17 protein-coding genes and 1 tRNA gene are annotated in these 16,132 nt (G+C 48.4%); all 18 read right to left on the bottom strand.

Annotated elements, in window-relative coordinates:
- Positions 1-25 precede the first annotated feature (25 nt).
- A complete protein-coding gene (locus ACLQ3M_RS10675; protein ID WP_411677670.1) occupies positions 26-790 on the bottom strand; it encodes an NYN domain-containing protein in 765 nt (254 codons plus the stop codon).
- A 109-nt stretch (positions 791-899) separates the two neighbouring features.
- Entirely contained in the window at positions 900-2,807 is a 1,908-nt protein-coding gene (locus ACLQ3M_RS10670; protein WP_411677669.1) for a polysaccharide biosynthesis protein, read from the bottom strand.
- 109 nt (positions 2,808-2,916) lie between these two features.
- Positions 2,917-3,540 carry an ABC transporter ATP-binding protein gene (locus ACLQ3M_RS10665; RefSeq protein ID WP_411677668.1) on the bottom strand — a complete coding sequence of 208 codons (624 nt, stop codon included), beginning with the start codon at positions 3,538-3,540 and terminating at the stop codon, positions 2,917-2,919.
- A complete protein-coding gene (locus ACLQ3M_RS10660; RefSeq protein WP_411677667.1) occupies positions 3,530-4,330 on the bottom strand; it encodes an ABC transporter permease in 801 nt (266 codons plus the stop codon). Before ACLQ3M_RS10660 ends, ACLQ3M_RS10665 begins: the two co-directional genes overlap by 11 nt.
- Positions 4,308-5,354, bottom strand: a complete 1,047-nt coding sequence (locus ACLQ3M_RS10655; RefSeq protein WP_411677666.1) for an ABC transporter substrate-binding protein — start codon at positions 5,352-5,354, stop codon at positions 4,308-4,310. The genes ACLQ3M_RS10660 and ACLQ3M_RS10655 overlap by 23 nt, the downstream gene beginning before the upstream one ends.
- A gap of 34 nt (positions 5,355-5,388) precedes the next feature.
- Positions 5,389-6,081 (bottom strand): Crp/Fnr family transcriptional regulator, encoded by a 693-nt coding sequence (locus tag ACLQ3M_RS10650; RefSeq protein ID WP_411677665.1) that lies wholly within the window; start codon positions 6,079-6,081, stop codon positions 5,389-5,391.
- Positions 6,082-6,233: 152 nt separating this feature from the next.
- Positions 6,234-6,701: a CD1247 N-terminal domain-containing protein gene (locus tag ACLQ3M_RS10645; protein WP_411677664.1), complete on the bottom strand. Its 468-nt coding sequence runs from the start codon at positions 6,699-6,701 to the stop codon at positions 6,234-6,236.
- A 49-nt stretch (positions 6,702-6,750) separates the two neighbouring features.
- Positions 6,751-7,308 (bottom strand): elongation factor P, encoded by a 558-nt coding sequence (efp, locus tag ACLQ3M_RS10640; RefSeq protein WP_411677663.1) that lies wholly within the window; start codon positions 7,306-7,308, stop codon positions 6,751-6,753.
- Positions 7,309-7,417: 109 nt separating this feature from the next.
- Positions 7,418-7,855, bottom strand: a complete 438-nt coding sequence (aroQ, locus tag ACLQ3M_RS10635) for a type II 3-dehydroquinate dehydratase (protein ID WP_411677661.1) — start codon at positions 7,853-7,855, stop codon at positions 7,418-7,420.
- 6 nt (positions 7,856-7,861) lie between these two features.
- Positions 7,862-8,383 carry a YqeG family HAD IIIA-type phosphatase gene (locus ACLQ3M_RS10630; RefSeq protein WP_411677660.1) on the bottom strand — a complete coding sequence of 174 codons (522 nt, stop codon included), beginning with the start codon at positions 8,381-8,383 and terminating at the stop codon, positions 7,862-7,864.
- A 90-nt stretch (positions 8,384-8,473) separates the two neighbouring features.
- A complete protein-coding gene (gene rpsU / locus ACLQ3M_RS10625) occupies positions 8,474-8,650 on the bottom strand; it encodes a 30S ribosomal protein S21 (protein ID WP_411677659.1) in 177 nt (58 codons plus the stop codon).
- A 391-nt stretch (positions 8,651-9,041) separates the two neighbouring features.
- Positions 9,042-9,117: transfer RNA gene (locus tag ACLQ3M_RS10620), tRNA-Trp, on the bottom strand.
- Positions 9,118-9,363: 246 nt separating this feature from the next.
- Positions 9,364-10,986, bottom strand: coding sequence for a mannitol dehydrogenase family protein (locus tag ACLQ3M_RS10615; RefSeq protein ID WP_411677658.1), 1,623 nt, complete (start codon positions 10,984-10,986; stop codon positions 9,364-9,366).
- A gap of 70 nt (positions 10,987-11,056) precedes the next feature.
- Positions 11,057-11,788: a GntR family transcriptional regulator gene (locus ACLQ3M_RS10610; protein ID WP_411677657.1), complete on the bottom strand. Its 732-nt coding sequence runs from the start codon at positions 11,786-11,788 to the stop codon at positions 11,057-11,059.
- A gap of 167 nt (positions 11,789-11,955) precedes the next feature.
- Entirely contained in the window at positions 11,956-13,029 is a 1,074-nt protein-coding gene (gene uxuA, locus ACLQ3M_RS10605) for a mannonate dehydratase (protein ID WP_411677656.1), read from the bottom strand.
- Between the two features lie 159 nt (positions 13,030-13,188).
- Positions 13,189-14,472, bottom strand: a complete 1,284-nt coding sequence (locus ACLQ3M_RS10600) for a TRAP transporter large permease (protein WP_411677655.1) — start codon at positions 14,470-14,472, stop codon at positions 13,189-13,191.
- Positions 14,469-14,957, bottom strand: coding sequence for a TRAP transporter small permease (locus ACLQ3M_RS10595; protein ID WP_411677654.1), 489 nt, complete (start codon positions 14,955-14,957; stop codon positions 14,469-14,471). Before ACLQ3M_RS10595 ends, ACLQ3M_RS10600 begins: the two co-directional genes overlap by 4 nt.
- Before the next feature lie 80 nt (positions 14,958-15,037).
- Entirely contained in the window at positions 15,038-16,090 is a 1,053-nt protein-coding gene (locus ACLQ3M_RS10590) for a TRAP transporter substrate-binding protein (RefSeq protein WP_411677653.1), read from the bottom strand.
- Positions 16,091-16,132 lie beyond the last annotated feature (42 nt).

The following is a 16,132-nucleotide window of genomic DNA, read 5'->3' as shown; positions in this document are numbered from 1 at the left end:
CTCTTCCCGTTTCTTGTTCTCTTTTTTATGACTTTGAACCGCGCCGTCCCTTTTCGCGGACAAAAATCAGACGAACATGCCCGTCTTTGCTGCGGCTGCAGCGTATCTCAAACACTTTCAGGGAATTGATAAACGGAGTCAGTTTTTTGAATCCGTAGTTACGCACATCAAAGTCCGGGTAGCGCTTATTCAGAATGTTCCCCACATCCCCGAGGGCTGCCCATCCATCGTCATCCGACGTCTCATCCACGATCGTTCGTATGGTGTTGCGGACTTCGTTTAACGACGTGTGATCCAGCCCGCTGACCTGCTCCACTGCAGCCGCTGTCGGCTGATCGTCCGTAAGATTCGGAGTCTGTGCCAGGATTTCAAGATATTTAAACTTGTTGCATGCGGCAATAAAAGGGTTTGGCGTCTTCTTTTCACCCATGCCGACCACATACATTCCGGACTCTCTTAACCTGGATGCAAGACGGGTGAAATCGCTGTCGCTGGAAACGATGGAAAAACCTTCAATGTTACCCGCGTATAAAATATCCATCGCGTCGATAATCATTGCGGAATCCGTCGCGTTCTTGCCCGTCGTATACCCATACTGCTGGATTGGAGTAATCGAATTATCCAGCAGAACGTTTTTCCAGGAACTCATAGTCGGCTTGGTCCAATCCCCGTAAATCCGCTTAATTGTCGCGATTCCGTCGTTTGATATTTCATCCAGTATAAATTTAACATATTTCTCAGAAACATTATCCGCATCGATCAGAACGGCAAACCGTTTTTCATCAGCCATATACGCACCTCGATATATAATTCTTCCCCAATGGAGAAAGGCTATTCCTTCCAGTTCCATTGTACCAGAATAAACGGCAGCCGTCTAGTCCGCACAGAAATGTCTTTCTCTACTTTGCAAGGAGATCCGTTTTCTCAGCATGCCCCGAGTAAGTTGGGACCAACTCATGTACCAGCTCAAGCATTTTTGGGTTATTGACGCCGGCAACCGTTCGAAGGCTTTCCAATTGCGAAAGAAAAGTATTTTCATCAAACGGGATCGGTGATCCTGTGTAAATCAATTCGTGAGAAGTTTTCTGACATCCGCCTTCGCAATCAAGCAAAAGCTCTTCGTACAGCTTTTCACCCGGCCGCAGCCCCGTATACTGTATTTTAATGTCTTCATCCGGTCTTAATCCGGAAAGCCGGATCAGATTCCTCGCAAGATCCGCAATTTTGACCGGCTGACCCATGTCCAGTACGAAGATTTCGCCGCCCTTGGCCATACCGCCCGCCTGTATCACAAGGCGCGCCGCTTCGGGGATTGTCATAAAGAACCGGACAATTTCAGGATCCGTCACCGTAACAGGTCCGCCTTCCTCAATCTGGCGCATAAAAAGAGGAATGACGCTGCCGCTGCTGCCCAGAACATTGCCAAACCGCACCGCTACAAAGCCGGTTTTGCTGTGGCGGCTGAAATACTGAACGATCAGCTCGCAGATTCTCTTGGTCGCGCCCATGATATTCGTCGGGTTAACCGCTTTGTCCGTTGAAATCAGAACCATGCGCTTCACCTGAAATTCATCGCAGGTCTGCGCAACATTCAGCGTTCCAAACACATTGTTTTTTACCGCTTCGCCCGGACTCAGTTCCATCAACGGAACATGCTTGTGGGCCGCCGCGTGAAAAACAACATCGGGCCGGAACGCGTCGAAAACGCTGCGGAGGCGGTTTTTATCACGGACAGAGCCAATCACCACGTCCATATCAAGCTTTGGATAACGGCGGTGCAGCTCGTTTTGCAGCTCATAAGCGTTATTTTCATAAATATCGAAAACAATCAGCCTTTTCGGGTGGAAAATCGCGATCTGCCGGCACAGCTCGCTGCCGATGGAACCGCCGCCCCCTGTAACAAGGATCGTTTTGTTTTTCAGATAGCCGCTGATTTTTTCCACATCCAGGTTAATTTCATCCCTGCCCAGAAGATCGACGATATTCACGTCCCGGACCTTATGCGGATCCGCGTTGCCTTCCAGAATTTCATAAAGCGCGGGCACCGTCTTCAGCTTGCAGCCCGTTGCCGCGCAGGTTCTCAGAATTTCATGCTTGTCCCTGTTGGAAGCGGTCGCGATTGCCAAAATGATCTGATCGACCCGGTAGCGGTCAACCAATTTTTGAATGCTTTCTCTGCCTCCGGCAACTTTGACGCCGTGAATCCGCGTACCACGCTTCTTTTTGTCGTCGTCGACAGCCACAACCGGAATTCCTTTGGAATGAGGCGAAGATTTCAGATCCTTGATGATCATGGAACCCATTTCACCCGCGCCGATCACCATTACACGGCTGTATTCATCGGTTTCATCCCGAAGCGCCGAGCGTTTTTTCAGACTTCTGTGCGCCAGCCGGAACCCAAATCTGGAGGCACCGACAAAAAACAGAGTCAAAACCCATCCAATCACATATACACTGTTCGGAAAACGATATATACTGATTCCGTCGGAACTCAATACTTTTGGGAAAACCGTATAGCCAAGGATCGTTACGGAAAGACAAGCTGTCGTTGTCCCAAAGAAGATTTGCAACAACTCATCCAGGCTGGCAAACTGCCACATCGTACTGTAAAACCGGAACAGGGCGAATATCGCAAGACAAACCATTGTAATCCACGGGATACTGCTTTGGAAAGAAATGACATCCAGAAACGGTACATGATTTTCATATCGAAGGACAAAAGCAATCCAATAGCTGAAAAAAACACATACTGCGTCAATCACGATTTGTGGAATCAGTTTTTTGAACCCGTCCCTTTTATTTATCATCAAATTACTCCAATACTTAAGTTTTTAACCGGAATAGTATAGCACAAACTCCCGACAAAATAAACAAGCAATTTCTTAATTTTGGAGTGAATCGTCCCATGATCAGGGATTACTGTTGTCTTTCACCGTTTATATTGTCCAATATTTCACTGGTTTTTCCATCAAAATGATAAACAATATCCGAAAGACGGTCCGCTGCCTTTTTGTCATGTGTGACAAGTATTTTCAGTTTTCCCTCCGCTTTTTTTTCGATCAGCTCCATCATCCGGCCTTTGCTGCCCGCGTCCAGACGCTGAAACGGTTCATCCAAAAGAAGCAGCTCGCCTCCATAGGCAAGAGCCCTTGCGATTGCGACGCGCCTTCTCATGCCGCCGCTGAGCTGGCACGGATATTTGTCCGCGGCCCCTTCCAGTCCCACAAGACGCAGCCATTCCGTCGCGAGCGCCCGACTGTTTTCCCGTGGAAGCACCGCCTCTATATTTTTCTGCGCGGTATTCCAGGGAAGAAGCCGATCCTCCTGAAACAAATAAGATATTTTTAGATTTTCGGTTCCGAGGATCCGGCCGGAGTCAAGGAATTCCAAACCGGCAATGCAGTTCAGAATCGTCGTTTTGCCGCAGCCGGAAGGGCCAAACAGGCACACTGTGCCCGTTTGAGGAAGGGACAGGGAAAAGTTGTTTAAGACGGCAGCGCCATGATACGATTTGGACGCATTGCGGATTTCAATCCTCATCGTATCCCTCCCCGGAATAAAATCCGAACCGTACCCCCGCGGCTTTTACGGCATACAGCATCGCACGCTCCAGCAATACGCTGAGCAGAATTACAACAGCGGTCCATGCGAACAGGTCCGTAGTTTCCAGGTATATTTTTGAGCGGTAGATTTCGCCGCCCAGAGAAAGCGGCAAAGAGGACAGAACCTCAGCGGCAACTCCGCCCTTCCATGCCATCCCCATTCCCGTTGTGCAGGCGGCGGTAAAATACGGAAGGACGGAAGGCAGATAAACCCTTTTAACCGTTCCAACTCTGCCAAAGCGATACATTTCCGCCATTTGCAGCAGGCTGTGATCCGTTTTTCTGATTCCTTCCGATACATTCGCCCACAGAATCGGCAGAACGATCAAAATGGAGGCAAACACCGGAACCTGGGACGATTTCATCCATACAAGGGCAAGGATAATAAAGGAAGCGACCGGCGTAGCTTTCATGATTCCGATGATCGGGCGGAACAACGCACTTCCGATACGGGATACCTCCGTCAGAACCGCGATGCCGGTTCCCAGAAAGACCCCCAGAAGAAACCCTTCCAGGATTCTGAGCATGGAAAGAATCACAGTCAGCCAAAAGCTCCAATGGCGGAGCAAAACACCAAGCCGATTCAGGACTTCCAAGGGAGAAACGACAAGAATCTCCTCCCCCACCGCCCAATAAGCCCATTGCCAGACGCAAATCCAAAAGATAATGGAAATACAGCCGACGAATAGGCGGCGGAGAATCTTCTTATTTTTGATAGTAGAAATCATCTGCCGGCAGTTTTCCTCCAACCGATTTCGGGTTTGCCTGATACAAGACATTTAAAAATTCAGGGATTTTTTCCTTCATTTCCGTTCCGTCCATATAAACAATCGCACAGTTCGGAATCGCCTTTTCCGCAACGGCGCTGTCCATAATTCCAAACTGTTGGGAAAGTACGGCCGCTTTGCCGGGGTTTGTTCTGACATAATCCGCAGATGCCTTATAATCAGCCAGAAAAGAGTCCAGCGCGGATTTATTTTCCTGTGCAAATTTCTTTCTTACAATCAGACAGCCCATGGTCAGTACGCTCTGATTTTTTGCCGCCTCATTCCACTCGTCCGTCAGATTCAGCGCGATTTTTGCCGTACTGTTTTTTGACAAAACCTGTGTTACAAACGGCTCGGGCAGTACGGCGATTTTCACCTTTCCCGCAATCATCATAGAGGCAAGCTCCGCGTGTTCCGCCTTATACTCGACGTCCACATCCTTTCCCGGCTCAAGTCCACTCTGTCGAAGGATAAAATTTAACGCGTATTCCGGGGTCGCGCCCTGCCCGGAAGAGTAGACCGTTTTCCCTTTTAGGTCGGAAAGGCTTTTGATGGTTTCGCCGTTGGCGGTCAGAACATATAAAACGCCCAACGTCGTGACCGCCGCCAATTGGACTCCGCCGTTCGTCTTATTGTAAAGGGCGGCTGCGAGATTGGTCGGAGCAGCTGCAACGTCAACTTCTCCGCTGCTGATCTTCGCCACGATTTCATCCGGTGATGATACCATCGTAAACTGATCGTCTCCCGACGCGTCACCGTTCTTGCTGTCGCTCATCAGCTTGACCATGCTCAGGCCCGTGGGCCCCTTCAGTCCGGCGACTCGAACCACCGTCTTAGCCGAATCACTGCTGCTATTGGAAGAAGAAATTGAGGAAGATGCTTGTAAGACCTTTGAACTCTCCTGGCCGGATGAAGAACACGCAGTGATGGTGAAAAGCATTGCTGCCGCCAGAATCAGCGCTGCGATCCGTTTCGATCGTTTCATTCCAAGAAATACCCCTTTCGTTTTAATTTATCTTTCAGAACCTTGCGCTCTTTAAGCCTTCCAGATCCAATATTTCCACCCATCTGCCGCTGCGCTTGATCAGCCCGCTGCCGACCAGCGTACCCAGCGCCCGATACAGGGAGGCGCGTCCGATTCCGAGCGTGTCTGAAAGCTGAGTCAGCGAGCAAGGCAGCTCAAAGGGACCGTCCCTGCCCTCTCCCAGCGCCACCAGGAAATGAGCGATTCTCGCTTCCGCAGAACCGCCTGTAAAATGATCAATGCAGATATTTAAAAAGCGAATTCTGCTGGACAGAAAGATGATATAGTTTTCCGCAACACGCGGTTCGCGGTAAATCAGGTCTTTGAGTAACGCCTGCGGCAAAAACAGAACGCGGCTGCGGCGCGTCGCAACGATTTCGGAAACATAGTGGCAGGAACTGTTGAAAAGCCCCGCGACCCCGAAAATTCCGCCGCTTTCAAAGGTATTCAAAACAATGCCCTGACCGTTTTGTCCGCCCTTGATTGCCTTCAGCCCGCCGGACAGCACAATGCCGATACTTCTTTGAAAATCCGTTCTGGTATAAATATCTTCTCCCTGTTCAAACTCCGCGCAGGTGCACAGAGAAGACTCATATGCCGATTCAGACAATTCCTGACCGACACCATGGAATAAAAATATTTTGGATAGTACCTGACCATACCTTTTTGTTTTTCTGATTTCTTTCATAGCTCCTCCGAAACGTATCATATGATACAGGTTTATGACAATTATAATTGATCGCCATCCATCTGTCAACTAACGGAAAGCGTCGGAACGACTCCCAACGAAAAAAGGCACCGCCAAAAGCGGTGCCTGAAAATTGCAGCAAAAAGGTGTTTTTACTCGTCCCTTTTGCAGGATTCGCAAGTGCAGGGCGCATCCTCAGCGTCGTCCAAATCAAATTCCAACGTTTCCCCACAGTTTGGGCAGTCAATCTGCCCGTCCTTGACAAGGTCTTCCGAGAGGCAAACCGTTTCATGGCAGTTCGGGCAGGTAACCTCATAGTAGCATTCAGCTTCATCAATTCCGTCGTCGTCATCGTCAACGACGTCTTCTTCATCGCCAAAGCCGTCTTCTTCGTCCCCGTCGTCATAAAAGTCGTCTTCAAGGGAACCAAGATCCTCGTCCACAGCATCCAGCTGGTCAGCCATGTCGTTCATATTGTCTTCCATTTCCTTCATGGTCAAAGCCATGTCGTCCAGAAGATCAATGATCGCATTCAGAACTTTAACTTCCTTTTTGTTTTCATCAAGCTCCAAGCCTTCCGCCAGACCCCTGATATAGGATACTCGTTCTGTGTTTTTCATTACAGTGCCCCCTTTTTATTTTAATCCGATTTCCAAAGAATAGTATCAGTTAAGCGCGTTCCATATATTCACCGGTTCGGGTGTCAATACGGATTTTTTCACCTTCATTGATAAACAGCGGGACCCTAATTTCTGCGCCGGTTTCCACCGTTGCAGGTTTTGTTGCGTTCGTAGCGGTGTCTCCCTTAAAGCCGGGATCCGTCTTGATAATGTCTAGCTCAACAAAATTAGGCGGCTCAACGCCGAAGACATTTCCTTTGAAAGAAAGAATTTTGCATTCCATATTCTCTTTTACAAATTTAAAGTTGTCGCCAAGCACGCCCGCGCTGATCGGAATCTGCTCAAACGACTCCGGATCCATAAAGTAATACAGATCACCGTCGTTGTAAAGATACTGCATATCCTTGCGCTCAATAAATGCGGTTGGAAATTTATCATTAGGGTTGAAGGTTCTTTCGGTGACCGCCCCGGAAATGACGTTGCGGATTTTCGTGCGGACAAACGCCGCGCCTTTACCCGGTTTTACATGCTGAAATTCAATTATAGAATAGACGTTACCGTCCATCTCAAATGTTGCGCCATTCCTGAAATCGCCTGCTGATATCATTGGTTTAATCCTCCGTTTACTTTTTCCTGTAAAGATAGTGTATAATATTTAAGACACTTTTTCAAGCGAATTTTAACAAATCTGCCCGCTAAACAACGAAAAGAATCCTTTAAATCAGATCATGAAGAGCCTGAAGCGCCAAAAAGTAACTGTTCTTCCCAAAGCCGGCGATTTGTCCCGCGCAAACGCCGGAAATAACGCTTTTATGGCGAAATTCCTCTCTTGCATAAATGTTGCTCATGTGCACCTCGATAAAAGGGATCCTTACGGACGCGATTGCGTCGCGAAGCGCATAACTATAATGCGTCAGCGCCCCCGCGTTTATTACAACGCCGTCATAAACGTTTCTTGCGGCATGAATCCGGTCGATCAGTTCCCCCTCATGATTGGATTGGAAAATATCACATTCGTATCCCAAACTCTTCGCATACTCCTCAATCTGACGGTTGATGCTTTCCGAAGTTTCATCGCCGTAAACTCCCTTTTCACGGACCCCGACCATATTCAGATTAGGTCCGAGAAGGATCAGAATTTTTTTATGGTCCAAAATCCATCATCCTTTATTTGTAAATTGGCTGCCGTAGCCTTTTTCCTTGATTTTTCTTCTGATTGGCTTTTCTAAAGCGCGCCGCAGTCTGAAAGAAAGGGATTGCTCCATGCCAGCGGGAACCAGCAGAATGGATTTGATGCCGGCCCAATTCGCGCCGAAAACATCCGTGAAAATCTGGTCGCCGACCACCACGGCCTCCTCCGGTTCAACGCCAAGGCGCCTGACGGCACGGTGATACGCCGCCGGAAAAGGTTTCAGCGAAAGCGAGAGAAATGGAAGGCCATATTTTGCAGCGAACGGCTCAACACGTTTTTGGAAATTATTTGAGACCAATACAAGGCGAATTCCTGCCTTGCGCATCTGCTTTGCCCATTCGACCGTACCCGGAAAAGGCGTTTGAGAGCCATGTAGAGCAAGCGTATTGTCGACATCGAGCAGAATTGCATTCGCGTTCATGGCGCGGATCAATTCCGGCGTGATATCCGTCGCTTTTCCAACGGAAACTGTCGGCAGAAACAAAGACAAAAGAGCACCCCCTGTACGCGATCGTGAAATTCGTTTAAAAAAGCGGGCATAATGCCCGCTTTTTTACTATCGTTTGGCAGCAAGCAGTACTTACTTAAACTTGCGTTTGCGTGCCGCTTCGGATTTTTTCTTCCGCCTGACAGAGGGCTTTTCATAAGCTTCTCTTTTGCGAACTTCCGCGATCACTCCAGATCTGGCGCACTGCTTTTTAAACCGTCTAAGAGCACTGTCCAGAGATTCATTCTCTTTTAATCGGATTTCAGCCATTTATCTTCCCTCCCATCCGCCGAAAGGCAGGGGTTTTGTAAGTCATATTACATAGAATAATTATATAGGTATTACCTGAATCTGTCAAGTCAAATGTAGCAGTTAAAAGAAACCATTAATTAGGCCGGTTAAATTCAGAATACTAAATCGATTTCTTTCTTTAATCTATTATATAACATTTTATGTAATATATTTTACCGTAAATCATTTACTGACAGGTGAAAATGCGATAGTACTGAACTTGATGAAGCAGAGTTCAGCCAGCAGACAGGGAACCTGTGGACATGCAATAATTATTTTAATCCATTCAAGCGAATTGATCGACATAAATCGAAAATGGCCGGAAACCCGCATAAGCCCTGGATTTCCAGCCATTTCTTATGAATTTCTCTGGCAGGGGCAGAAGGATTTGAACCCTCGGCACGTGGTTTTGGAGACCACTGCTCTACCAACTGAGCTATACCCCTATCTGGACATTTCCCTGTTGACGCAGGCATTATTTTATCATCTTTCAGGGCGTATGTCAAGTGCAGAGGATGATTTAAATGATTCGACAGCTTAAGGACAGCTTATTTTATTAGAAAAGCAATAACCACCATCTCTGCCAGTATGGGTTCAATATCTAAATACAAAAGCCTCCCGACTTCCAACCCAGAGCATAAAAATGCCGCGGCAGTTTTTTAGTCGCGGCATTATTTGCAAGCGCACAGTTTCTACGCTTCTTCCGACAAATGCTTTTTCAGCGCGGACCTGACGGCACCCGCTCCGGATACGAGCTCCTCAAAATCCTTTTCCACCGCGTCGCCGAGGCCGACCTCATACAGATTGACGCCGAAAATTTTATCGTTGGAAAAGATCGGTTCCAGCTCGGTATGGAAAGGACCTTTTTGCCCCAGCTTGATATGAGAAAGACAAGTGCTTACGCTTTCATACATCGGGTCCGAGCTGACCTCAAAAGGCTTTCCGGAGTCGTCAATTCCCATCAGATACCGGCACCATCCCGCCAGGACCAGCGGAATCAGTCTCAGGTCCTGAACCTTGAGGGTTTCACTGCGCAGATACGCTTTAATCGTCTCTCCGAATCGGATGGGAATCTTCTGGGAGGTATCCGTCGCGATCCTCTGGGGGGTGTCCGGCATGAATGGGTTTGGAATCCGGATGTTCAGGACCTCGTCGATGAACATGCGGGGATCGATGATTCCCGGGTTTACCACAACAGGCAGCCCCTCCCGGTATCCGATGATTTCCACCAATTTTCGAAGGTCTGGGTCCTTCATCTCGCTGCTGATCTTGGTAAAGGACAGCAGACAGCCGAAAATGGCCAGCGCGGTGTGAAGCGGATTCAGGCAGGTGCACACTTTCATTTTTTCCACCTTGTCCACCGTCTCACGTGTCGTAAAGATGACCCCGCCGCGTTCCAGCATAGGGCGGCCATTCGGGAACCAGTCTTCCGCCACCAGATACTGAACCTCTTCCGAGTTGACGAACGGCGCGCTGTAGGTATGTTTCCGGGTGACAATGTCGGCGGTATCCTCAAACCCGCATTCACTCAGCATTTCCCTCACACCCTCGTCCGGTCTGGGGGTTATTTTGTCGATCATGGTCCATGGAAAGGAAATCAGCTTTTGATTGTTGAGGTAAGCGGAGAATCCTTCGTCCACAAAACCGTTTTTCACCCACTCCCGCGCAAAGCGGTTGACAGCCTCATACAGTTTGCTACCGTTGTGGGAGCAGTTGTCCATGCTGACCAGCGCGAGCGGGAGTTTTCCGGCAAGGTAGCGCTCATGCAGAAGGGATACCAGCTTTCCGATATAGCTCTTAGGGCAGCCCATCCCGTTTGCAAAGTCCTCTTCCACATCGGGAAGCAGCTCGCCGTTCGGACGCGTCAGGCAATATCCTTTTTCCGTGATCGTAAAGCTGACCATCTGAAGGGAAATACTGGTGAAGATCTCCTTCAGGCGGGAGACGTCCTCCGTGTATTTACCGTCGACAATCAAAGATTCCGTAATGCTGCCGACAACGGTTTTTTCTATCTTTCCGTCCGCCTTCAAAGTTACAAGCAGGCTCAGGTTATCATGAGGGCGGTAAGTTTTTTCAATAATCTCGTAATCATACCCTTCGGCTACGATAATTCCCGTCTTCTCGACCCCGTCGTTCAGCAGATTCTGCTGAACATTCGCGAGAAAGGCGCGAAAAATGTTACCGGCTCCGAAGTGAATCCAGGTGGGACTCTTCTGTGTTTCAAGACGTACTTTTTCCAGGTTGAAGCGCGGCAGCCTGATTTCAGCTTTCTGCCAGGCGCTTTGATTCTTTAATTCCCGTAAGTTCAATTTCATATTCTGTTCCTCCATGATCTCCGGAACGGACGGAAGAAAATTCCCCCATCCAGACCGCGGAGTTCATTCTCTATTCCAATCTCCGCAGAAAATCAAATTGCAAAAAATCGGAGGGCTGTCGATGAATCCCCTGCTCCCGTTCGAAAAGATCGGGATAACGTTCCTGAAGTTCAAACTCTTCACAATTGATTTTTTCCAGATGATACTGCAAAAGCTTTTGCAGTTGCTCATCTTTTCTGCTGATGATACACTCCAGAATCTCTTCATGCTGAATGATGATATTATCGAGAATCGTTCTTTGCAGAACGGTAAGAAGACGCACTCTTCTGTAATGACCGGAAAAATTCTGAAGCGTTTCCCAGCAAAGTTCTTTATTCGTAGCGGTGAAAAAGACCTTATGAAAATTGTCGTCGTACCACAAAAGTTTTCGGCAATCATGACTCAGTACGCTTTCCTTCAAGTCATTCAGGCATTTTTTCAGGCTTTCGATATCTTCCTCCGTATGCTGCTCCAAAAAGATGGAAACCGTTTTTTCCTCCAGGCAGGCGCGGAGAAACCGTTCCTCTTCAACGCGGTGCAAGTCAATCCGTGAAATCATGGTCCCGCGCTGCGGGAGGGAGGTAATCAGGCCTTCCTTTTCCAAGCGGATCAGCGCGTCACGCACAGGAGAGCGTCCCACGCCCCATTCCGCCGCAATGTCTTTAATGCTGACAATTTCACCCGGCCGTATTTTCAGTTCGATGATATGGCTTCGAAGATTGGTGTAGATATCGTCGCCCATGGTTTTCGTCCGCTTTTGCATTTCTGCTCTGCTTCCTATCGCTTTTTCATGGTCCATCGTTTCCATTTCCCTTCCGCAGACCTATCTTTAATCTTGTAAAACACCATATTAATACCATTTTTAACAGTATATCATAAATTTCATATAGAAAAAAGATGGATCAAACGCGATCAGAACAGTTTTGATTTTCAGCGTCCGCAAGCGGATTTTTCAATACTCTCCCAAAGGCCATTCAGATAAGCCACTCCCAGTGCACGGTCGTAAAGGCCGTAGCCCGGCATGGAGACCTCTCCCCAAATGGCCCTTCCGTGGTCAGGGCGAATCACGCCGTTAAATCCGGTTTCGTACAGCGCCTTCATGACTTCATACATATCAATGGAACCGCAGGAAGATAAATGCGCAGTTTCTTCAAAGCGTCCGGGTCCGTTATGTTTCAGGTTGCGTACATGTGCAAAATAGATATGGCCTTCCAGCGCGTAGATCATATCCGGAATATCGTTTTGGGGGTTAGAGCCCAGGGAGCCGGTGCAAAGCGTTATCCCGTTGCAGGGATGGTCCACCATGTGAATCAGCCGCAAAAGATTTTTCTTATTGGTCATGATTCGGGCAAGACCGAATACCGGCCACGCGGGATCGTCCGGATGAATTGCCATCTTGATGTCATATTTCTCGCACACGGGCATGATTGCTTCCAGAAAATATTTCAAGTTTGCAAACAGGGTTTCTTCGCCAACGTTCCGGTACAGCTCAAAAAGCTTTTTAATCTCAGTCATCCGTTCCGGTTCCCAGCCCGGCATTACAAATCCGTTGGAATTCCTGTTAATGGATTCAAACGCTTCATCCGGATTGATCCTGTCAATCATTTCCTGATCATAGCTCATTGTCGTGGATCCGTCAGTATTCCGCTTCGCAAGGTCCGACCTGGTCCAGTCAAAAACAGGCATAAAGTTGTAACAAACAAGACGAATCCCTTCCTGACCGAGATGATCCAACGTTGTAATGTAATTTTGAATATACTTGTCCCGTTCCGGCGTCCCCGCTTTGATTGCATCGTGAATATTTACACTTTCGATTCCGCTGACACGCAGGCCGCAGTCTTCCACTTGCTTTTTCATCGACCGGATTGCCTCAACCGACCAAATCTCTCCGGGCTTGGTCCCATACAGAGTCGCAACGACGCCCTGAACCCCCGGGACTTGCCGAATTTGCTCCAACGTGACGGAATCGTAACCGGTTCCAAACCATCTCATTGTCATTTCCATAAGTTACTAGTACTCCAATCTGATAGATTCTATGAACAGACGATCCGGCAAAAGGAAATGTCGGAACAGCTGGCAGTATAAACCTTTTTCAGGACGGCGCTCCGCTGAAATCAGCCGTTTTGTAAAATTCAAAGCAGAATGCCGCTTTCATCCCAAATGCTACCCCGCAGGGAAAAGCAAAGGAATGATCCACATGTAAAGCTGAGGCACATAAGTGATCAGCATCAGAACACCTAAGCTGACAACCAGGAACGGCATGACCTGTCTGGTGATTTTCGCGAGCGATACCTTCCCGATGGAGGAAGAGATAAACAGGCAGATACCAACCGGAGGCGTGGTCAAACCAATTACCAGGTTCAGGACCACAATCAAGGTAAACTGAATCGGGTCAACCCCTACAGATGTCGCGACAGGCAGCAGAATCGGCATCAGAATGATAATCGCAACGGTCGTATCCATAAAGGTCCCCACGAACAGCAGCAGGACGTTAATGAGTAGCAAAACGATGAATTTGTTTGAAGTCAGACTCAGGATACCGCTTGCAACCATCTGCGGAACCTGTTCGCGGGTCAAAATCCACGCAAACAAATTTGCGATTCCCACCAGAAGTTCAATAGATGCTGTCGCAATCATGCTTTCGATGAAAATTTTAGGTAAATCCTTCAGATGCAGGTCACGGTAAATGAAAAGCCCAACCACCAACGCGTAAATCACCGCGATAATAGACGCCTCTGTGGGCGTGCACACGCCGCTCAGAATCAGGAAGAGGATTAATACAACCAGAAGAATCGCCCAGATTGCCGCACGCAGCGTATGAAAGATGTATTTCAAAGAGGTTTTTTCGCCTTTTGGATAATTCCTCTTTTTACAAATAACATAGGAAAGAGTGCAAAGCGCAACGGCAAGAATCAAGCCTGGAAAGATGCCGACAGCGAACAATTTGCTGACAGACAGGCTTGCAACCGTACCCGCAACGATCATCGGAACACTGGGAGGAATGATCGGGCCAAGCGTCGAAGCGCTTGCAGTCAAGGCGGAAGCGAAATCCGCGTCATAGCCGTCGTCAACCAGAGCGGGAATCAAAATTCCTCCGATGCTTGCACAGTCAGCCGCGGCCGTTCCTGAAATTCCAGCAAAAATCATGGAAGCTCCCACGTCGGCCATCGCCAGCCCGCCCGTCAGACGGCCAAACAGAGCATTGCTGAACGTCACGATCCTTTTTGTGATTCCACCCGTATTCATCAGATTACCGGCAAGAATAAAACCCGGGATGCAAATCAAAACGAAATTATCGATTCCGGAATACAATTTCTGTGGAACGATTGAGAGTGGAATTCCGGTAGTCACCAGATACAGAACGGAAGAGAGGCCAAGGCAGAACGCGATCGGCACACCGATCATGACAAAAATCAGGAAAGCCACAAAAAGCATTACTACCATCATTTGGCATCACCCTCCTTTTCTTTTTTGTCGGTCAAGATAAAAACAATGTCAAACAGCGTATACAACGCCATCAAAAAGCCGGATGCCATCGTTCCAAAATAAATATAGTTCATGGTAAGGGGGATCGTGTCCGCGACAAAAGTCGCGCCTGACTGCGTGAATCCAATCGATTCATAGAAAAATATTAGGGCAAACGCCATAACCAGCAGGTCAATAATAACTAGATAAGCTTTTTTTGCGTTCGGATTCAGTTTCTGTTCCAGAATATCAACATTCACATAGGCGTTTGCTCCTTTCGCCATGCCGGTTGTGTACAGGACCCCGCTGATAAAAAAGAAACGGGATACTTCTTCCGTCCAGGACGGAGATTGCGGAAGGAATGTTCTGCTGATAATCTGAATCAACACAGTAAAAATCAACCCCAAAAGGCAAAGAATGGAAACGACTCCAAAGACCCGATCTAAAATTTTTTTTGTTTTTTCCATAAGTCAATCCTTTGCAGTCATACTTTAATACAAGCCGGTCCGCCGTAAATCATGGACCGGCTCCATCCGTTAATCTTGTCTTAATGAATCGTCGATTTGATTTCGTTGTACACTTTTTTCTGCTCGTCGTTCAGCGTGGAAAGAACGCCGGGCGTCATCGCTTTTTCAAAAGCAGCCTGATCGACGTCGACGAATTTCATGCCCTTCTGCTCCAACCAGGCGCGATCGTCTTTCTCATTCTGCTCAAACAACTGGTTTTCATAGGTCTGCATTTCAGCTGCGGCATCCTTTACAACCTTCTGGAGGTCCGCAGGCATGGAGTCGAATTTCTTTTTGCCGATCGTAACATAGATCCAGCTTCTGACATGGTCCGTCAGCATGCAGTATTTCTGCACTTCCTGGAAGTTGTTTGATTTGATCATCGCGAGGGGATTTTCCTGGGCGTCGATCGTATTCTGCTGCAGGGCCGTAAATACTTCCGTCAGCGCCATCGGGGTGGGTTTCGCACCGGCGGCCTCCCAGGGTTTGATATAAAGAGGCGCGTTCGGAATTCTCAGGCGGATCCCCTTCATGTCGGCCGGAGTTTTGATTTCTTTGTTCGCGGTCAGCTCACGGGGTCCGCGGACAAAATACGTCAGGCAGTACATGCCCGCCTTCTGGGCAATCTCGTCCTCGATTTCTTTCCCGATTGGGCCGGTTGCCAGTTTGTTCAGGCTGTCCGTGTCATGCACCAGATAGGGAACGGCGACCATTGCCGCAAGCGGTGCCCATTTCTGAAGGGATTCGCCTGTGGTTATCATATCCGCCGTTCCGTTCTGAATCCCCTGGATAACGTCGGTCTCGGAACCGAGTTGATTGTTCGGGTATACCTTGACATCGATCTGCCCATTGGACTTCTCCTTCACCGTGTCGGCAAATTTCTCCGCGGCCTTGGTCCAGGGGTCGTCCTCGTTTGTCGTTGTTTGAAAAAGGAGCGTGTACTTGGCGCTGCCGGAACCGCCGTTGGCCGTCGAACCATTCGTACTCCCCGTGCCGCTGGAAGCGGCTCCACTGCCCGAGCAGCCTGTTCCGATTGATGCTACCATCAAAGCGGAAAGAATCACACCTGTCAGTTTTGCTAATTTCCTTTTCAAATTCCTCTTCCTTTCTTTCTGTAAGAAATATAAACACAAACG

Origin of the sequence: Caproicibacter sp., assembly GCF_046707225.1 — a bacterium.
In the GTDB taxonomy this organism is placed as follows: domain Bacteria; phylum Bacillota; class Clostridia; order Oscillospirales; family Acutalibacteraceae; genus Caproicibacter.
This window is presented reverse-complemented; position numbering and strand designations above follow the sequence as displayed.

Excerpts from the sequence above, each read along its gene's own strand:
- ACLQ3M_RS10655 (WP_411677666.1), bottom strand. The coding sequence starts at position 5,354 with ATGAAACGATCGAAACGGATCGCAGCGCTGATTCTGGCGGCAGCAATG.
- ACLQ3M_RS10660 (WP_411677667.1), bottom strand. The coding sequence starts at position 4,330 with ATGATTTCTACTATCAAAAATAAGAAGATTCTCCGCCGCCTATTCGTC.
- ACLQ3M_RS10595 (WP_411677654.1), bottom strand. The coding sequence starts at position 14,957 with ATGGAAAAAACAAAAAAAATTTTAGATCGGGTCTTTGGAGTCGTTTCC.
- ACLQ3M_RS10670 (WP_411677669.1), bottom strand. The coding sequence starts at position 2,807 with ATGATAAATAAAAGGGACGGGTTCAAAAAACTGATTCCACAAATCGTG.
- ACLQ3M_RS10665 (WP_411677668.1), bottom strand. The coding sequence starts at position 3,540 with ATGAGGATTGAAATCCGCAATGCGTCCAAATCGTATCATGGCGCTGCC.
- ACLQ3M_RS10600 (WP_411677655.1), bottom strand. The coding sequence starts at position 14,472 with ATGATGGTAGTAATGCTTTTTGTGGCTTTCCTGATTTTTGTCATGATC.
- ACLQ3M_RS10675 (WP_411677670.1), bottom strand. The coding sequence starts at position 790 with ATGGCTGATGAAAAACGGTTTGCCGTTCTGATCGATGCGGATAATGTT.
- ACLQ3M_RS10650 (WP_411677665.1), bottom strand. The coding sequence starts at position 6,081 with ATGAAAGAAATCAGAAAAACAAAAAGGTATGGTCAGGTACTATCCAAA.
- ACLQ3M_RS10645 (WP_411677664.1), bottom strand. The coding sequence starts at position 6,701 with ATGAAAAACACAGAACGAGTATCCTATATCAGGGGTCTGGCGGAAGGC.
- rpsU (WP_411677659.1), bottom strand. The coding sequence starts at position 8,650 with ATGGCTGAAATCCGATTAAAAGAGAATGAATCTCTGGACAGTGCTCTT.
- uxuA (WP_411677656.1), bottom strand. The coding sequence starts at position 13,029 with ATGGAAATGACAATGAGATGGTTTGGAACCGGTTACGATTCCGTCACG.
- ACLQ3M_RS10615 (WP_411677658.1), bottom strand. The coding sequence starts at position 10,986 with ATGAAATTGAACTTACGGGAATTAAAGAATCAAAGCGCCTGGCAGAAA.
- efp (WP_411677663.1), bottom strand. The coding sequence starts at position 7,308 with ATGATATCAGCAGGCGATTTCAGGAATGGCGCAACATTTGAGATGGAC.
- ACLQ3M_RS10610 (WP_411677657.1), bottom strand. The coding sequence starts at position 11,788 with ATGCAAAAGCGGACGAAAACCATGGGCGACGATATCTACACCAATCTT.